At 62.6% G+C, this 17,329-nt stretch carries 17 protein-coding genes and 1 tRNA gene; 5 read left to right on the forward strand and 13 right to left on the reverse strand.

Features of this window, described 5'->3' with window-relative positions; translation table 11 throughout:
* Positions 1 to 49 precede the first annotated feature (49 nt).
* Positions 50 to 122: transfer RNA gene (locus G8767_RS19835), tRNA-His, on the reverse strand.
* An 84-nt stretch (positions 123 to 206) separates the two neighbouring features.
* Entirely contained in the window at positions 207 to 806 is a 600-nt protein-coding gene (gene orn, locus G8767_RS19840) for an oligoribonuclease (protein ID WP_024487359.1), read from the reverse strand.
* 121 nt (positions 807 to 927) lie between these two features.
* Between orn and G8767_RS19845 the strand changes: the two genes are divergently transcribed.
* Positions 928 to 2,667: a helicase HerA-like domain-containing protein gene (locus tag G8767_RS19845; protein ID WP_166811329.1), complete on the forward strand. Its 1,740-nt coding sequence runs from the start codon at positions 928 to 930 to the stop codon at positions 2,665 to 2,667.
* A 19-nt stretch (positions 2,668 to 2,686) separates the two neighbouring features.
* Here G8767_RS19845 and lysA read toward each other — a convergent pair whose 3' ends face one another.
* The 5 genes from lysA to G8767_RS19870 form a co-directional block, all read right to left on the reverse strand.
* The gene (gene lysA, locus G8767_RS19850) at positions 2,687 to 4,030 is read right to left on the reverse strand and encodes a diaminopimelate decarboxylase (RefSeq protein WP_166811331.1); all 1,344 of its coding nucleotides are present in this window, start codon (positions 4,028 to 4,030) and stop codon (positions 2,687 to 2,689) included.
* Between the two features lie 152 nt (positions 4,031 to 4,182).
* Positions 4,183 to 4,743: a hypothetical protein gene (locus G8767_RS19855; RefSeq protein ID WP_240952461.1), complete on the reverse strand. Its 561-nt coding sequence runs from the start codon at positions 4,741 to 4,743 to the stop codon at positions 4,183 to 4,185.
* Between the two features lie 49 nt (positions 4,744 to 4,792).
* The gene (gene cmrA, locus G8767_RS19860) at positions 4,793 to 5,596 is read right to left on the reverse strand and encodes a mycolate reductase (protein WP_095973051.1); all 804 of its coding nucleotides are present in this window, start codon (positions 5,594 to 5,596) and stop codon (positions 4,793 to 4,795) included.
* 19 nt (positions 5,597 to 5,615) lie between these two features.
* Complete coding sequence (locus tag G8767_RS19865) at positions 5,616 to 7,646, reverse strand: NADPH-dependent 2,4-dienoyl-CoA reductase (RefSeq protein WP_166811333.1); 2,031 nt, start codon at positions 7,644 to 7,646, stop codon at positions 5,616 to 5,618.
* Positions 7,643 to 8,209 (reverse strand): PadR family transcriptional regulator, encoded by a 567-nt coding sequence (locus G8767_RS19870; RefSeq protein ID WP_166811335.1) that lies wholly within the window; start codon positions 8,207 to 8,209, stop codon positions 7,643 to 7,645. Before G8767_RS19870 ends, G8767_RS19865 begins: the two co-directional genes overlap by 4 nt.
* Before the next feature lie 128 nt (positions 8,210 to 8,337).
* Between G8767_RS19870 and G8767_RS19875 the strand changes: the two genes are divergently transcribed.
* Positions 8,338 to 9,699, forward strand: a complete 1,362-nt coding sequence (locus G8767_RS19875; RefSeq protein ID WP_166811337.1) for an MFS transporter — start codon at positions 8,338 to 8,340, stop codon at positions 9,697 to 9,699.
* Here the strand turns inward: G8767_RS19875 and G8767_RS19880 are convergent.
* The 3 genes from G8767_RS19880 to G8767_RS19890 all read right to left on the reverse strand — a co-directional run bounded on the left by G8767_RS19880 (position 9,689) and on the right by G8767_RS19890 (position 12,156).
* On the reverse strand, positions 9,689 to 10,510 hold the full coding sequence (locus tag G8767_RS19880) for a thioesterase family protein (RefSeq protein ID WP_166811339.1): 822 nt from the start codon (positions 10,508 to 10,510) through the stop codon (positions 9,689 to 9,691). The two genes, G8767_RS19875 and G8767_RS19880, sit on opposite strands and share 11 nt — an antisense overlap.
* Before the next feature lie 75 nt (positions 10,511 to 10,585).
* Complete coding sequence (locus G8767_RS19885; protein WP_166811341.1) at positions 10,586 to 11,425, reverse strand: alpha/beta hydrolase; 840 nt, start codon at positions 11,423 to 11,425, stop codon at positions 10,586 to 10,588.
* A 35-nt stretch (positions 11,426 to 11,460) separates the two neighbouring features.
* Positions 11,461 to 12,156 (reverse strand): TetR family transcriptional regulator, encoded by a 696-nt coding sequence (locus tag G8767_RS19890; RefSeq protein ID WP_166811343.1) that lies wholly within the window; start codon positions 12,154 to 12,156, stop codon positions 11,461 to 11,463.
* A gap of 168 nt (positions 12,157 to 12,324) precedes the next feature.
* Between G8767_RS19890 and G8767_RS19895 the strand changes: the two genes are divergently transcribed.
* Genes G8767_RS19895 through G8767_RS19905 form a run of 3 tightly spaced genes read left to right on the forward strand, consistent with a single transcriptional unit; the run spans position 12,325 to position 14,925 of the window.
* A complete protein-coding gene (locus tag G8767_RS19895; RefSeq protein ID WP_166811345.1) occupies positions 12,325 to 13,458 on the forward strand; it encodes a ferredoxin reductase in 1,134 nt (377 codons plus the stop codon).
* Between the two features lie 35 nt (positions 13,459 to 13,493).
* Positions 13,494 to 14,666 (forward strand): acyl-CoA desaturase, encoded by a 1,173-nt coding sequence (locus G8767_RS19900; protein WP_095973059.1) that lies wholly within the window; start codon positions 13,494 to 13,496, stop codon positions 14,664 to 14,666.
* A gap of 13 nt (positions 14,667 to 14,679) precedes the next feature.
* Positions 14,680 to 14,925 (forward strand): hypothetical protein, encoded by a 246-nt coding sequence (locus tag G8767_RS19905; protein ID WP_124570053.1) that lies wholly within the window; start codon positions 14,680 to 14,682, stop codon positions 14,923 to 14,925.
* A gap of 180 nt (positions 14,926 to 15,105) precedes the next feature.
* Here the strand turns inward: G8767_RS19905 and G8767_RS19910 are convergent, their stop codons facing one another.
* From G8767_RS19910 to G8767_RS19920, 3 genes are all read right to left on the reverse strand, one after another.
* Positions 15,106 to 15,273, reverse strand: a complete 168-nt coding sequence (locus G8767_RS19910; protein ID WP_003945367.1) for a hypothetical protein — start codon at positions 15,271 to 15,273, stop codon at positions 15,106 to 15,108.
* A 243-nt stretch (positions 15,274 to 15,516) separates the two neighbouring features.
* Positions 15,517 to 15,660: a hypothetical protein gene (locus G8767_RS19915; protein ID WP_003945326.1), complete on the reverse strand. Its 144-nt coding sequence runs from the start codon at positions 15,658 to 15,660 to the stop codon at positions 15,517 to 15,519.
* Positions 15,661 to 16,023: 363 nt separating this feature from the next.
* Positions 16,024 to 17,283 (reverse strand): helix-turn-helix domain-containing protein, encoded by a 1,260-nt coding sequence (locus tag G8767_RS19920; RefSeq protein ID WP_166811347.1) that lies wholly within the window; start codon positions 17,281 to 17,283, stop codon positions 16,024 to 16,026.
* Between the last annotated feature and the right edge of the window lie 46 nt (positions 17,284 to 17,329).

A 17,329-nucleotide genomic window follows, 5' to 3' on the forward strand; every position in this document is an offset into this window, starting at 1 on the left:
CAAACGAACCCCCGAGAATGTCTTTCGACATTCTCGGGGGTTCCGCTTGGGTGAGCGACGGGACTCGAACCCGCGACAGCCAGGATCACAACCTGGTGCTCTACCAACTGAACTACGCCCACCATTGCCTCGGCCACCGGTTTGACCCGGCTGCTTTGACGAAAGAGATACTAGCGCGAAAGTCGGTCAGGAAGCCAATCGGCAGGTCAGGCGGGACCCAAGCCCTCTACGACGGCTGCGATCTCCGCGCTGGACGGTCCGGGCGCCGCGACGAATGCGGTGCCGCGGTAGTACTTGAGTTCGCGGATGGATTCCTTGATGTCGGCGAGCGCTCGGTGGGCGAGACCTTTCTCGGGCTGGCCGAAGTAGATCCGCGGGTACCAGCGGCGCGAAAGTTCCTTGATGGAGCTGACGTCGATCATCCGGTAGTGCAGGTAGGTGTCCAGTGCCGTCATGTCGCGTGAGATGAATCCGCGGTCGGTGGCGATGGAGTTGCCTGCCAGGGGCGCCGTACCGGCGACGGGAACGTGCTTGCGGATGTACGCGAGCACTTCTTTCTCCGCCTCGGCGAGGGTGACCGTCGACTTCCTGACCTCTTCGGTCAGTCCCGACTTCGCGTGCATCTTCTTCACGACGTCGGGCATTGCCGCCAGAGCGTCGTCGTCGGCGTGGATGACGATGTCCACACCTTCGCCCAAGATGTTCAAGTCGCTGTCGGTCACCAGAGCCGCAATCTCGATGAGTTTGTCCGACTCGAGTCGCAGCCCGGTCATTTCACAATCGATCCATACCAATTTGTCCTGCACCAGGAACACAGTAGTGCGCGCGGCCGCGGGATAAGGTCTGCGGTGGAAACTCGGGTGCGTGCAGGACGGCGCTCGGGTGATGACAAGATCTTCGCCGCACTGCAACGAGGAGGGCTTTTCGATGACCGTGGATCCGAAGGACGGAGCCGCGCCGCTGACGCCGGCGGAGAAGGCCAAAGCTGCAAAGGCCGCCGCTGCCGAAGCCGCTCGGATTGCAGCTGAAGCCGCCGCAGCAGCCGAGGAAGCGGAGAAGGAAGCGGCTGCCGCTGAAGCCGAAGCATCTGCAGGTGCTACCCCCGCCGCCCCGGCGCCGTCCGGTGCTGCAGCTGAAATCGCGGCGGGCTACTCATCCGAAGGTCGAGCACTCGAGCTGGGCTCGGTGGTGATCGACGGAGTGGCAGATCCCACCGCGCGGGTGCGGATTCCGTTGGCGACGATCAACCGTCACGGCCTGATCGCCGGTGCGACGGGTACCGGCAAGACCAAGACGTTGCAGGGCATCGCCGAGCAGCTGTCTGCCGCGGGTGTGCCAGTGGTGATGGCCGACGTCAAGGGCGATCTCTCGGGTCTGTCGAAGGCAGGGGAGCCGAGCGAGAAGATGAAGGCTCGCGCAGTCGAGACGGGTGACGATTCGTGGACTCCCGCGGGGATGCCCGTGGAGTTCTTGTCGTTGGGTACTGACGGAATTGGTATCCCGGTGCGCGCGACGATCACCAGCTTCGGGCCGATCCTGCTCAGTAAAGTGTTGGGCCTCAACGAGACACAGGAATCGACTCTAGGGCTGATCTTCCACTGGGCCGACACTCAGGGCCTCGCTCTGCTGGACCTCAAGGATCTGCGTTCGGTCATCGCCCACCTGACGAGCGCTGAGGGCAAGGCGGATCTGAAAGGTATCGGTGGAGTTTCCTCGGCAACCGCCGGAGTGATTCTGCGCGCCTTGGTCAACCTCGAAGCCGACGGCGGTGACACCTTCTTCGGCGAACCGGAACTCGAGACCGAGGACCTGTTGCGTGTCGTCGGCGGTGCCGGCGTGATTACGCTGTTCGAACTCGGCGCTCAGGCGGCACGCCCGGCGATGTTCTCCACCTTCCTGATGTGGGTGCTCGCGGACCTGTTCCAGACGCTGCCGGAGGAGGGAGATCTGGACAAGCCGAAGCTCGTGTTCATCTTCGACGAGGCGCACCTTCTGTTCGCGGACGCGTCGAAGGCCTTCCTTCAGCAGGTGGAACAGACGGTCAAGCTGATTCGTTCCAAGGGCGTCGGCGTTTTCTTCTGCACGCAGCTTCCGACCGACATTCCCAATTCGGTTCTGTCGCAGCTGGGCGCGCGGGTTCAGCACGCCTTGCGTGCCTTTACGCCCGACGATCAGAAGGCACTCAACAAGACCGTTCGCACGTATCCGAAGACCGAACACTACGACCTGGAAAAGGCACTGACTTCACTCGGTATCGGTGAAGCGATCGTGACCGTGCTGTCGGAAAAGGGCGCGCCGACGCCGGTGGCCTGGACCAAGATTCGGCCTCCCAGGTCGCTGATGGACACCATCGGAAACGACGCGATCAAGGCGGCCGCGTCGTCGAGCCCGCTGAATCAGAAATACGGCCAGACCATCGACCGCGAGTCGGCATACGAGAAGTTGACGGCGAAGGTTGCCGGTGCTCCGACGGCGGATCAGTCCCTCGATCTTCCGTCGCTTCCGGATCTGCCGCCACCGCCGCCGGCCGAACCGGAGGGCCCCAACATCGCCGAGCAGATCTTGGGTAACTCCGCCGTCAAGAGTTTCCTGCGATCCGCGGCGTCGGCTGCGGGACGGGAGATTTCGCGAAACATCTTCGGCACCGGTAGTCGCCGTAAGCGCTGACGCTTGGGCGCCCGCGAGGTCAGATGCCGACCTCGCGGGCCAGGAGGTCGTTGATCGATTCGCGCCTGATCAATGGCCGCGCAATCCCGCCGAGCACAGCGACGACAGGTGGCCGGCCTACGCTGTTGTAGGTGGAGGCCATGCTGTGGTGATAGGCACCCGTGCACGGCACTGCCAACAGGTCCCCTTCGTGCAAGTCGGCGGGAAGGCTTGCACCGACGGCGATTTCGTCGCCCGATTCGCAATGACGGCCGGCGACCGTGACTTCCTGGAGCGGCGCAGTCGAATGTCGGTTCACCAGTTCGACGTCGTAGTGGCTGTCGTACAACGACACCCGAGGGTTGTCGCTCATCCCACCGTCGACGGACACGAAGGTCCGCCCGCCGCTGATCGTCTTGATGTTCTGTACGCGATAGAGCGTGACTCCGGCCCGCGCAGCGATCGCTCGGCCGGGTTCGAGAACGATTTCTGGTCGAGGGAAGCGGTTTCGGGTGCACGCGTCGTCGAGAGTTTCGTCGATGACGTGGGCAAGGCGGGTCAGATCCAGTTGGGTGTCTCCCGGTACGTACGCGATCCCGTGGCCACCGCCGAGATCGAGTTCGGTGAGGATGATTCGATGCGTGCGTCGTATGTCGTCCATCTGCGCGATCATCGTCTCGATCGCGGGGCGGAAGAGTTCGGGATCGGTGATCTGGGAGCCGAGATGACAATGCAGGCCGATGAGTTGCAGGTGCGTCGCGTTGGCGACGACGGATACCGTACGTTCCAGTTCTTCGGAAAATGCCGGTAGTCCGAACTTTTGGTCGAGTACTCCGGTCGACACTGCCTTGTGCCCGTGAATATCGATGCCGGGTGTGACTCTGATCAACACCTTCTGCCGGTGGGTACACACCGACGCGAGCCGTACCGCTTCGCTGGGGGAGTCGAGGACGATCCGGCCGACGCCAGCGTTGACCGCCGCCCTCAGTTCGGAAACCGATTTGGCATTGCCGTGCAGAATGATTCGTTTCGGGTCCACGCCGGCTGCAAGCGCGATGGCGAGTTCACCGGCCGAACAGACATCCACCCCGAGTCCCTCGTCGGAGACCCAGGTAGCCATCGCTCGAATCATCAGTGCCTTGCCGGCATACACGATCTCCGAGTCGGGGAAGATCTCTCGATACGTGCGGCAGCGGTGCCGCACGTCCGCCTCGTCGACGACGTACGTCGGTGTGCCGTACTGGTCCGCGATCTCTTCGAGGGAGACGTCGCCGATGCAGACACGCCCGCTGTGGTCGTGGCGAGTACTGATGGGCCACAACGCAGGATCCATACGCGGTGTCATTGCGCCGCGTAGGGAGGGGAAGATTTCGAGTAGCGTCACGTCGATCTCCTGAAGGTGACCCGCCGTGTTGCGGGCTACCTTCAGATCTACTCCCGAAGATCACCCGTGGTGCGGTTCTTGACGCTTACTTGACGCGCCGCCGAACGAGGTTGACGCGGCCCTGACGTCCTCGACTTACTGTGCCTGTCGACTCACTGTGCTCGCCGCCGCTTCCATCCGAACCAACCGAGCATCGCGAGCAATGCCACCGCGGCGACTCCGCCGATGACCGCCGATCTGTCGGCGGACACACCAACGGACGGAGTTCCGCCGGCTCTCGGGGCGTAACCGTCGCCGTACACGGACTCGACCGCCGCTTGGACGTCGAAGTCGGTCCCGGTGTAAGGCTCGCAGCCGAACCCCTCGTGCTCGGCGTCGACGTCGTACGGCGCCGAAACGAACATCAGCCGCTCGGTACCGAGCACGTAGCTTGTGCCACAACCGTTCCCGTTCGCGAGTGTCCCCACCGACGTCACCGATGCCAGATCGCCTTTGTAGACCCGGCTGACGTCGAACAGGTAGGTGTCCTCGAACCCGTCCGAAGTTTTCTCCGTCGGGGTTCCGAGGAAAACAGTGCTGGACACGCTGACGGCTTCTTCCGCGGTAGCCGATAACGCGCACGAGCACGCATTCGCTGCGGTAGGCAGCAGTAAGGGCAACCCTCCGGCCACAAGAAGGATTGCCCCGACTGCCAGTGTTCGTCGCATCGCCATTAACCGACTTTACGGTCTGCTATGGCCGGCTCTGAGAAGTTTGCGTGAATCAGCCGCCGAGCTTCTTGTAGAACGTGCCCACGATGGGCGCAACGACGGAGCGCGGGCTGTAACCACCCGCGACTGACATCGCCTTGCTCAAGATGCCCGGTACGACGCGCATCTTGTTCTCGGCCAGGCCGTCGAGCGAGACCTTGGCGGTGTACTCGCTCGAGATCCAGAAGAAGTCCGGAACGAGCTTGTCGACGATCGACGCTTCGGCCGGGTCCGGAGTTTCGGTGCGTACAGGGCCTGGGGCGAGCAGGGTGACGTTCACTCCGGTGCCCTTGAGCTCACCGCGCAACGATTCCGCGAAGGTGTTCACGAATGCTTTCGTGGCGGCGTACGTCGCGTTGTTGGGGATCGGCATGTTGCCGGCCGCGGACCCGACCATCAGGATGGCTCCGGACTTGCGTGCGAGCATGCCCGGAAGCACGGCCAGCGTGAGGTCGTGCACTGCAACGGCGTTGAGCTCGACCTGGTCGCGCTCGTATGCCGGGTCCAGCTCGGCGATCGGCCCGAAGGTGGCGATACCGGCGTTGTTGCACAGGATGCTGATGTCGCGGCCACCGAGCTCCTCGACGAGAACGGCACGCGCCGCGCTGTCGGAGAGGTCCGATGCACGGACCTCCACCTCGACGCCGTGCGCGGCGCGAAGCTTCTCGGCGAGGACCTCCATGACCTCGCCGCGACGGGCGACGAGAATCAGGGAGTGTCCGCGTGATGCCAGATCAGCGGCCAGTGCCTCTCCGATGCCGGAGGAGGCGCCGGTCACGACGGCGCGGGCTGTGGTTGTGGGTGTCGGCAGGCTCACGATCAGTCAGCGTAGCCGGTCAGATCTTCGCGGCCAGTCGTGTGCCCTGTTCGATGGCACGCTTGGCGTCGAGTTCTCCGGCCACGTCGGCGCCGCCGATGATGTGGGTGACCACGCCCGCGACGGTCAGCTCGTCCACGAGGTCACGAACCGATTCCTGCCCGGCGCAGATGACGATGGTGTCGACCTCGAGGAGTCGGGGCTTCTCGTGCTTCTCACCGAACGTGATGTGCAGGCCGGAGTCGTCGATGCGCTCGTAGTTGACGCCCGAGAGTTCGTGCACGCCCTTGTTCTTGAGTGCTGCTCGGTGGACCCAGCCCGTGGTCTTCGCGAGTCCGGCGCCGATGCGCCCGGGCTTGCGCTGGAGGAGGTAGACCTCACGTTCGGAGAGCTCCGGTACCGGGGTGGTGAGAGCACCCGGCGCCATCTCGGGTTCGGTGACGCCCCATTCCTGCTTCCAATCCTTCAGGTGAAGGGTGGGGGAGGTCGGGTGGGTGAGGAATTCGCTCACGTCGACGCCGATGCCGCCGGCACCGATGACGGCCACGGACTTACCGACCGGCTTGCCCTCTCGGACGACCTCGGCGTAGGTCAGCACCTTCGAGTTGTCGATGCCGGGGATCTTGGGAACGCGCGGCGTCACGCCGGTGGCAACCACGACTTCGTCGAAGGAGCCGATGAGGTCTGCCGGTGCGACGCGGGTGTCGAGCTTGATCGTCACTCCGGCCACGTCCAGCATGCGGGTGTAGTAGCGAATGGTCTCGGCGAACTCTTCCTTACCCGGAATGAGCTGTGCGATCCCGAACTGTCCACCGATCTTGTCCGAAGCCTCGAACAATGTGACCGCATGACCTCGCTGAGCAAGGTTGAGTGCTGCCGAAAGTCCTGCAGGACCGGCACCGACGACGGCGAGGTTCTTGGTTCGCCGGGTGGGGGAGAGGATCAGCGTGGTTTCGCGGCCCGCGCGCGGGTTGAGCAGGCAGGAGACCTGCTTGTGCACGAAGGCGTGGTCGAGGCAGGCTTGGTTGCAGGCGATACACGTGTTGATCTCGTCTGATGCTCCGCGCTCGGCCTTGTTGACCCAGTCGGGATCGGCGAGCATCGGCCTTGCCATCGAAATCAACTGTGCGTCACCGCGGTTGAGGATCTCTTCGGCAGTCTCGGGCATGTTGATCCGATTCGAGGCGGCAACGGGAATGTCGACGTGCTTCTCGAGCTTGCTCGTGATGTCCACGAAGGCTGCTCGGGGGACCGAGGTGACGATGGTGGGCACCCGTGACTCGTGCCACCCGATGTCGGTGTTGATGATCGTGGCGCCGGCGGCTTCGACTTCCTTTGCCAGTGAGACGATTTCATCCCAGGTCTGGCCGCCCTCGACCAGGTCTGCCATCGACAGCCGGAACACGATGATGAAGTTCGGGCCGACGGCCTTGCGTGTGCGTCGCACGATCTCGACTGCGATGCGTCGACGGTTCTCGGAGCTGCCACCCCACTGGTCGGTCCGCTTGTTCGTGCGCTCGCAGAGGAACTGGTTGATGAAGTAGCCCTCACCGCCCATGATTTCGACGCCGTCGTAACCGGCGGACTTGGCCAGACGCGCGCAGCGAACATAGTTGCGGATCTGCCATCGCACGCCGCGGCCGGTCAGCTTGCGCGGACGGAACGGATTGATAGGCGCCTTGATCGACGACGCGGACACACTGAACGGCTGATAGCTGTAGCGACCCGCGTGCAGGATCTGCATGGCGATCTTTCCGCCCGCGTCGTGAACCGCCTTGGTGATCCGGCGGTGACGGCGCGCTTCGATGCGGTTGGTCAGCTTGGCACCGAAGGGCAGGAGCCAACCGGTGCGGTTGGGCGCGTAGCCGCCGGTGATGATCAGACCGACACCGCCACGTGCGCGTTCGGCGAAGTACTCGGCCAAGCGATCGGTGTCCTTCGCGCGATCTTCGAGGCCGGTGTGGATCGATCCCATGACGACGCGGTTCTTCAGCGTCGTGAATCCGAGGTCGAGCGGTTCGAGTAGGCGGGGGAACTGTGTATCCGTCATGACTGAAGATGTCCTTCCGTGGCGTACTCGCCGGCGGGCAATGCGTCCAGAACCTCTTGGCACCAGTCGGTGAATCCTTCTTCGACGCGAATACCGCCGCGAAGTACCAGGTACTGGTGCAGCGAAGAGCCGGAAAGTGCTGCTGGATTGGGGAAGTCGCGCTTTTCGATGAGTCGGTAGACGTCGAGGCGAGCGGCGTGGCCGTCGCGGTGGCGAGCGACTTCGCGGCGTAGAGCGGGGAGATCGGCGTGCGCTGCGGCCCTGATCTTGATAGCCAACTCGTTGCGCAGGTGGTTCGGCTCGGACGGCTCGGCGATCCATCGGGTCAGTTCGGCGCGACCCGCGTCGCTGACGCGGTACATCTTCTTGTCCGGGCGGCCGTCCTGCGCGATGGCCTCCACCTCCACCCAGCCTGCCTCGTCCATTCGCTTGAGGACTCGGTAGATCTGCTGGTGCGTCGCACTGTGGAAGAAGCCGATCGACTTGTCGAACCGGCGTGTGAGGTCGTATCCCGACGCATCTTGTTCGGACAGGGAGACGAGCAACGCATGTTCGAGTGCCATGGAAAAAGTATCTATGCACTCAGGTGTGTATGCAACTAAGTGCGTACTAACTCGGGTGCATAGAACGTCCTGTATGTCGATCTCGGAGAGAGGCGCCGAGTCGCCCGCGCGCAGTTAGGCTTCGCCGTATGAGCGCCGAGTCCACCAGCACCCAGGCCGAGCCACCCGCAGGCATCGGTGGTGCGGCCACGAAGAGTCAAGTGATCGCGTGGGGGCTGTGGGACTGGGGATCGGCCGCGTTCAATGCGGTGATCCTCACGTTCGTCTTCTCGGTCTATCTCACCGACGCGGTCGGCGACGACCTGCCCGGCTCGATATCGGCAACTACGTGGCTCAGTTGGGCCCTCGGAATCGCCGGCTTCTTCATCGCGATACTCGCACCGATCACCGGACAGCGTTTCGATGCGTCGGGTAAACGCAAACTCTCGCTCGCGATACTCACCGGCATCACCGTGCTCTCGATGGCGGGTCTCTATTTCGTCGAAGACAACTACCGCTACCTGTGGCTCGGATTGGTTCTGCTCGCAATCGGCTCGGTGATCTTCGAGCTGGCCGGCGTTCCCTACAACGCCATGATGCGGCAGGTGTCGACGCCGGAGAATCTGGGTCGAGTGTCCGGCTTCGGCTGGGCCATGGGATATTTCGGCGGAATCGTGCTGCTGTTGCTGTGCTACTTCGGCTTCATCGTCGGCGACGGCGACACTCGAGGATTCCTGGGGTTGACCACCGACGGCGGCATGAACATCCGGATGGTGGCACTGCTGGCCGCAGTGTGGTTCGCGGTCTTCGCGATTCCGGTGTTCTTCAAGGTTCCCGAGTTGCCCAGCCCCGCCGTCGATCCGGGAGCGTCGAAGGCCGGGTTCCTCGACTCCTATCGGGTGTTGTGGCGCGATCTGCGCGAACTCTGGAATGTCGACAGGCGCACGATCTGGTACCTGATCGCGAGCGCACTCTTTCGTGACGGTCTGGCGGGCGTGTTCACCTTCGGAGCCGTGCTGGCTGTCAACGTCTACGGAATCAGCGCGGCCGACGTCCTGCTGTTCGGTGTTGCCGCCAACGTGATTTCCGCAATCGGTGCATTGGTTGCCGGACGCTTCGACGATCGGATCGGACCGAAGCAGGTCATCACCGTCTCTCTCGCGTCGATGATCGTCGTCGGCGCGATACTGATCGCGGTGTCCGGGCCCGTGATGTTCTGGATCTTCGGACTCGCACTCTGCCTGTTCGTCGGGCCCGCCCAGTCTTCGGCACGAACCTTCCTGGCGCGCATCACCCCGCCTGGGCGTGAAGGTCAGATGTTCGGCCTGTACGCGACCACAGGCCGAGCAGTGTCGTTTTTGGCGCCGACACTGTTCGGCCTGTTCGCCTGGCTCTTCGGTGCAGACCGTGCCGGCATCATCGGACTGCTGGTGGTTCTCGGCGTGGGCCTTGCCGCGCTGTCGATGGTGAAGGCGCCGGAAGGCGACAGCGCGCTGCCCGTCAATCCTTGAAGTAGACCAACTGATGAGTCGTAGCGAGCAATGCGCCGTCAGTGCCCCAAATTTCGGCCGACTGATCGAAGTATCCATTGCCGAACCGTTGAGTGCGAGCGGTTCCCAGGACGGAATTGTCTGCCTGCTGGGTCAGTGCCGGAGCGTCGGCGTGGAAGTAGATGGTCATCGAGACCGTGCCGGCCGGTGCCATCTTGCCTCGGCGCAAGAAGACCCGCGGGAAGAAGACATCGCACAGTGCGGTGAGTGACGTGAAGTCGAGAGCGCGTGCCGGCTGGTCGCGCACCCAGAGTGTCGTGGTCGAGTCGGGATGCTCGCCCGACTCCAGATCGGGGATCGCACCTTCGACAAACCGCATCTCGTAGTTCTGTGCCCAGGCGATGAACTCGGGGAACGGCAGCAGTGCAACGTTGTCGGCCGACGGAACCTCCGGCATCGTGATTTCGGTCGACGACCAGGTTTCACGCCTGGTACCGAACACTGCCGTCGCGGTGGTGGCGACGGTTCCGTCCTGCGACAGTTCGATGGACCAGTGCTGCGTCGAGCGGTTGGTGCGCACCGGCCGGGCGGAGATCTCGAAAGCGCCTTCGGTGATCGGACCGGCAAAGTTGACGGTCAACGACAGCGGATCGCCGAGGCGTTCGGGGTGCTTCAGCACGGATTCGAGCAAGGTGGCAGCGGTGACGCCGCCGAACGGGCCGACCATGTTGTTGTACGCCGGATTGGTTTCGCCGGTCGACAAGCCGGCGGTGAGCGACGTCAATCCGACAGCAGCGTCAAAAGGATGGGGTGGTGCAACGGTCTCGGTCATCGCAGAACTCCTGGTGGTGGAATCAATTCGGCTCTATGTATGACAACATACATAGAGCCGAATTCCACGCGGCGATCAGGATCCTGCACGCGCGAGGATTGCCTCGGCCAGCTCTTCGGCTCGCTCTTCCGGAATCCAGTGACTTCCGCCCTCGAGCACGACGAACTCGTAGGGTGCGTCCACGAATTCACCGCAGCGCTCTGCGCCTGCACGGCCGAGCGCTGTGTCGCCGGTGCTCCAGACGTACGTGGTCGGGACGGTGGTGCGATCGATGTCGCCGAAGTCGCGGGTCATCGCGCGGTACCAGTTCAAGGCGCCGGTCAGCGCGCCCTCACCACTCAGGACACGAATGTGCTCGTCCGCGAATTCAGGATCGATCTGTCCGTCGAACATGGCCCGCAGCCGGCGGAAGTTGTCCTCCGACAACACTTCCTCGGCCTTGCCCTCCTGCCGGAGAAGTCCGATGTACGACGAGCGCTGCTTCTGGTCCTCGTCCTCGCGGAGTGCCCAGCCGAAGGCGGTGGGGTGGGGGACCGAGATCGCGGTCAGGCTGCGGATCCGGTTCGGATGGCGACCGGCGACCTGCCAGGCGACCGCCGAACCCCAGTCGTGACCGACAAGATGCGCGTCGGGCAGGCCGAGCGCGTCGAGCAATCCGACGACGTCGGCGACCAGGTGCTCGATCTTGTAGGCATCCACCCCTTCGGGGCGTGCGCCGACGGAGTAACCGCGCTGATTCGGTGCGATCACGCGGTAACCCGCCGCGGTGAGCAGTGGTGTGACCTTGCCCCAGGATGCGGCGCTCTCCGGGAAGCCGTGCAGCGCTACCAGTGGAATGCCGTCGTCCGGGCCCGAGATCAGTACGTCGAAGGTGAGGTCGCCAACGGGGATTTCGAATGTACTCGTGGAAGACATGACTCTCACCGTACGTCGAAAAGGTGAACCCGAGGTCAGTTTCGAGGTGGATTCCAGGTGGCCATTCCGAGCATGATGATTCGCAGTTGCTTCTCGGCTCGCGTGATGACGGCGGCTTCGTCGCGATACCCGGCCGTCCCGGCGTCCAGCAGTTCGACGACAGCACTGAACATCGTCGAGACGATCAGGTCGGCAGACATTTCCAGATCGTCCGACGACCAGCTTTCCAGCCCGGTAATTCTGGAGAGGTCGATGGTCAATTCGCTGACGAACAACCGCATTTCGGTGGCTATCGCGCGTCGCACCTCACTGACGCCGCTGTAGCGTTCACGGCAGAGGAACCGAAACTGCCGCTCATGTGAATGTACCTGTCGCACAAGGATCTCCAGCGACGTGGTGGCGTCCTTGGTGCTGGGATTGCGCCGTGCGTCGCGAAGCATCTGACGCAGCATGCGCATGCTTTCCTCGACAAGGACAACGCCGACGTCCTCCAGTGAAGCGAAGTGGCGGTAGAACGCCGTCGGAACGATCCCGGCTTCCCGGGCTACCTCTCGCAAGCTGATTCCGGCGAAGCCGCGATCGGCCGAGAGGTCCATGGCAGTGTCCAGGAGCGCTTGGCGTGTGCGTTCCTTCTTGGCGGCACGACTTTCCGGTTCCCTGTTCTCAGGTTCCCTGCGCTTCGGGTTCACCGGTCCGGCCTTCGTCACGACGTCGAGTGTAGGTACAGGCATTCCGGCTCCTTTCGGCAACTCGTGTAACTCGGATCACATTCTTGTTGACATGTACTTGTGTGCACCTGTCACACTATCTTCGGTGAACATTTGTACACTGAATTCACGCAGTCGGGGGAAGTTAGCTCAGCAATCGATACACCCGGCAATCGAAGTACGAGGAGGGTCATGACAATCGCATCTGCTCCTGAGAACACGACACCGAAGTCCACACCTCGGCGTGGACTGTCCTTGGTGGGACTCATCGAAGCCATGGCCGCTCCACATCAGATCGACCGCTACCTCGAGTTGGTCAACCCGATGGCGACCGTTCGTGACATCCGCGCGCAGGTTGTCGCCGTCGACCATCCGACCGCTGACTCCGTCACTCTGACGCTACGCCCGACTCGCCAGTGGCGCGGTTTTCAGGCGGGCCAGTTCGTGCAGTTGGGCGTGGTGATCGACGGTGTTCGTCACACTCGGTGCTACTCACCGGCCGGGGGCGCGTCTACGCGCAGTGGGCTGATCGAGCTCACCGTGAAAGCGCATCCGGGTGGCCTGGTGTCGCAGTATCTGTACGCCAACGCCGCGCCCGGACTCGTTGTCAGCCTCTCGCAGGCAGACGGTGTGTTCTCCCTTCCCGTCGACCGCCCGCGTCGGGTGTTGTTGATCAGTGGCGGCAGTGGAATCACCCCGGTCATGTCGATGCTTCGGACGCTGGTGGAGGAGGAGCACTCGGGCGAGATCGTGTTCGTGCACTACGCGAACACCGACGCGGACGTGGCGTATGCACGCGCTCTGAAAACCATCGCGGAGCAGAACCCGAACGTGAAACTGGTACTCGTGTACACCGAAAGCGGTGGAGGTGACCTCGAAGGTTTCTTCGATCGTGGGCACCTCGACGCGGTGGCGCCGTGGATCGCCGATCCGGACACGATCGACGCCCAGACATATCTCTGCGGGCCTCCCGGACTGATGCGGGGAGTGCGTGAGGTATTCCGTGAGGTCGACGTCGAGCACCTGCTCAACACCGAGGAGTTCGCGCCGGCGGTGGCCGAACCGGGTGAGGCCGGCGGCGAGGTGTCCTTCACCAAAAGTGGGGTGGCGGCCGAGAACTCCGGCGAAACTCTTCTCGAACAAGCTGAAGCTGCGGGCCTCAATCCCGAATACGGATGCCGGATGGGAATCTGCTTCTCCTGCACCTCCGTCAAGAAGGCCGGTCGCACTCGCAACGTTCGCACCGGTGAGACAGACGACGAGCCGGACAAGAAGATCCAGCTGTGCGTCAGCGCTCCCGTCGGCGACGTCACCGTCGACATCTGAAGTCCCATTTTCCACACGACTGTCTGGAGACCGACATGTTTGGACTTTCACTTCCCACCCTCCCGTTCCTCGGCAACGGTTCCGATGCGAAGGACGATGCTCCCGTCGTCCTGACATACGAGCAGGTCGAGGAGATCGGCCGTGAGTTGGATGCATTGCGTGATCGCACCGTCGCCTCGCTCGGTGCGGAGGATCGGGAGTACATCTACAAGATCATCAAGGCTCAGCGTGGTTTCGAAGTCGCCGGTCGCGGCTTGATGTACCTCGGCTTCCTACCGCCGGTGTGGCTCGCGGCAGTCGGTGCACTGAGTGTGTCGAAGATCCTCGACAACATGGAGATCGGCCACAACGTCATGCACGGTCAGTACGACTGGATGCGTGAACCCGGGCTCAATTCCGAAGTCTTCGAATGGGATACGGTGTGCCCGGCCGACCAGTGGCGCCACTCGCACAACTACATGCACCACACGTACACGAACATCCTCGGCAAAGACCGCGACATCGGATACGGAATCCTGCGTATCGACGACGCGCAGAAGTGGAACCCCTATTACCTCGGTAATCCGGTCTGGGCCTTTGCCTTGATGGTGCTCTTCGAGTGGGGCGTGATGATGCACGACCTCGAGATCGAGAACGTCATCCAGGGCAAGCGCAAATGGCACGACGTCAAGCCGCTCCTGAAGGGCTGGTGGAACAAGGCGGGCAAGCAGGTCCTCAAGGACTACGTCATCTTCCCGGTTCTCACGGGGCCGCTGTTCGTGACCACTCTGGCGGGGAACGTCACTGCCAACCTGGTCCGGAACGTGTGGACGTATTCGATCATCTTCTGTGGCCATTTCCCCACCGGCGTACAGAGCTTCACCGAAGACGAGACGGCCGACGAGACTCGCGGCCAGTGGTACGTACGCCAGATGCTCGGCAGCGCCAATATCGAGGGGAGCCCGCTCTTCCACATCATGTCGGGCAACCTCTCGCACCAGATCGAGCACCACCTCTTCCCGGACCTGCCTGCGCATCGTTATCCGGAACTGGCTCCTCAGGTGAAAGAATTGTGTGTGAAGTACGGTTTGCCGTACAACACCGGTGGGTTCTTCAAGCAGATCGGTTCGGTGTGGGGCAAGATCTTCAAGCTCGCTCTTCCACCCGGTTTGGTCAAGTCGAAGACCCCTCCCGGTGTTATCGTCGAGCGCCAGCGAACAGCAGCCTGAGAGGCACACACTGATGGTCGGGAAATTCGAACGCCGCAAGGACACGGTCCAGGAACTGACCGAAAGTGCAGCCAACCACGTGGGCTCGATCGCGATGATCATCGCCGGGGCTGTTCGAGACGTGACGCGCGAGATCGGTGACTGGGTGTCCGACGGAATCGAGATGCGTGAGGCAGCCAAAAAGGCTGCGGCTGACGATCGTTCGGAGTCCGTGACCATCGAGCACGACGACACTGATCCGCCCAAAGACTGGCGTTGATTCCAACTCTTCGATCGCCGAGACAGTAAGGCCGACGACCGGATCGCCCAACCGCGAGCCGTTTCGCCCGAACGACCACGTTGCCCTCCGTCATCGATGACGGAGGGCAACGTGGGTTTCATGGACTGTTTCGGCGATCGAAGACGCGGATCGAACACCGATCCGATCACAAGTGAGGTCCTAAGCAGCGCTTCCGAGGCTCGCCGAGTCGAAGCTGCCGAGCCCGGTGCTACCGAGACCGCTGCTACCGACCCCGCCCAACGCGAGCGCATTGCTGCTGCCCGCGCTCAGAAGCTGGACGATGATGTTGATGACGATGGGGTCGCCGGTGAGCGGAATTGTAGGCACAGGGGGACCTGCTTTCTGTTTCGAGATGTGGTGAGAATGTGAGCGGCGACGGGATCGTCGACGTGGTCGGGAAGGCTGTTTCAGGCACTTCCGGTGCTGCCGAGCGACACGATTGAGCCGTTGCCGAAGCCGAGTGCTCGGGAGAGTGAGCCGAAGTCGATGACCAGGCTGCCCAGGGTGTGCTGGTTTATCACGGTGGTTCCTGTCTGTGCCGCGACTTGGTGATGCGAGCGGATAAGTCGATCAGGGAGCAGGCGTCGTGGGAGTTTCGCCGCCGCCGCCGATCGGAGAGTTGTCGGTGTAGAGGAAACTGCTGCCGGCGTTGAACATCTGTAGGACGGTGTTCAAAACGACGGCCAAAGCGCCTGTGGTTGGTGCGGCGATCATGTGCTTGCTCCTGGTTTCAGCGGTGGCGACGTGGTGGTCACCGTGGTCACCGCCCTCACAGTGTCAGGCGGCTTGGAGCGGGCCCTGTGCGAGAGATTCTCTCGCACAGGGCCCGAGATTCGTCCTAGGAGACGCCGCCGCCATCCGTCGAGCCCGTGCCGGTGCTGCCCGCGTTGAACAGCTGCAGGATGGTGTCGAAGAAGGCACCGAGGAGAGCGTTATCCTGGCCGTTGATCATGTTTTTCCCCTTAATTGTTACTGGTTTGCGCGGTGATTCGCACCACACTTTTATAGCCCGGCTCGATGCGAAAAAGTGGGGTCGAGGCTCTGTACGTGGACAGCTAATAGCGAGGATGTGAGTGTTCACACTTTCGCTGGACGATTGTCCATATCAGTGCTGGCGAAGGTCAGAGAGATCATGGCAGCGCGCAGTTTGAGCAGCTCAGAGGGTAGTGCCGGATCCAATCCGGTCAGGGTTGCGATGCGCTTGATGCGGTTGTCGACGGTGTTCGTGTGTAGACCGAGCGCCGACGCGGTGCGCTGACGGTGCTGGCCGTTGGCGAGGTGGATGGACAATGTCTGCAATAGTTCTGGATTTCCGTCGAGCGGCTTGAGGAGATTGATCAGGCTGTCGCGGCCTGCGCCACTGCGAGTCAGTTGATACTCGAGCGCGAGGTCTTCCATTCGGTACGACCGCGCCGGCAGTCTGAGCCGCCGCACGAGTTGCGCCAATTCGTGAGTGGTTGCTTGGGCGGCGGCGATATCACCGACGGCGGCGCTCTCGGCGATCGCCGTGATCTCCACCCCCACAGCCGCGCGCGCACGTTGGATGACCTCGCACACCGTTCTCCAGTCGGGCGTGCCTTCGATCAGGACCAGACCACGTTGCGGTGCAGGCGCTTCGAGCAATGCCGACCCGAAGTGGGCCGCGATCTTCGACTGAGCGACGGAGAGGTCACGATAGGCCTGTATGCGCTGGTGATTGCCATTTCGGGCTCCCGGACGAGTGGGCGGCAGGTTCACCAGGAGCCGTAGGACGAGATAGCGGGGTGCGAGTTCAACGCCCATCTGCAACGCAAGTTGGGTGGGATCGTCGCCGTCCAACATGGCTTTCACGAGCGCGCCGGCGGAGTATTCCCCGAGTTGGGAACCGGCTGGAAGAGCCGAGAGATAGCTGATCGAGATGAACGAGTGAAGCCGCTGCGCGAGTGCGAACAAGAACTCGTTGAGATCCCCGAGATTGTCGGAGTCCTCGGCGTCGGCCCTGCTGAGGATGAGGGTGCGAAAAGTGCTGATGCCCTCGTTGGTCAAGTTGAGGATCGCGCTGAGTGGCACCCCTTTCAATGCCTGTTGGACGGTCATCGTATGAATGCCGTCCAACTCTTGGTCGGTAGGGAGTTTGCGGTGATCCAACAGCTGGATCCCCACTTGGAGCCCCTGCACGATCACCGCAATCAGTTCCCGACGTACTGCCTCCGTTTGGAGGGAAGTCAACGTCGGGTTGGCACGGGACAGGTGATCTACGAGATCGCTTGCCAGTGGGATGACGTCGTTGACCGCTGTGGAGGCGGGCTTGCCTCCCAACATGAGCGGTCCCGGGTTGTTCAGCAGCGCTGGGGACATGGGGTGGCCTCCTCTAGACAGGTGCGTCGCCTGGCACAGGCACCCG

It is taken from the genome of Rhodococcus sp. IC4_135 (assembly GCF_011602025.1).
In the GTDB taxonomy this organism is placed as follows: Bacteria; Actinomycetota; Actinomycetes; order Mycobacteriales; family Mycobacteriaceae; genus Rhodococcus_F; species Rhodococcus_F baikonurensis.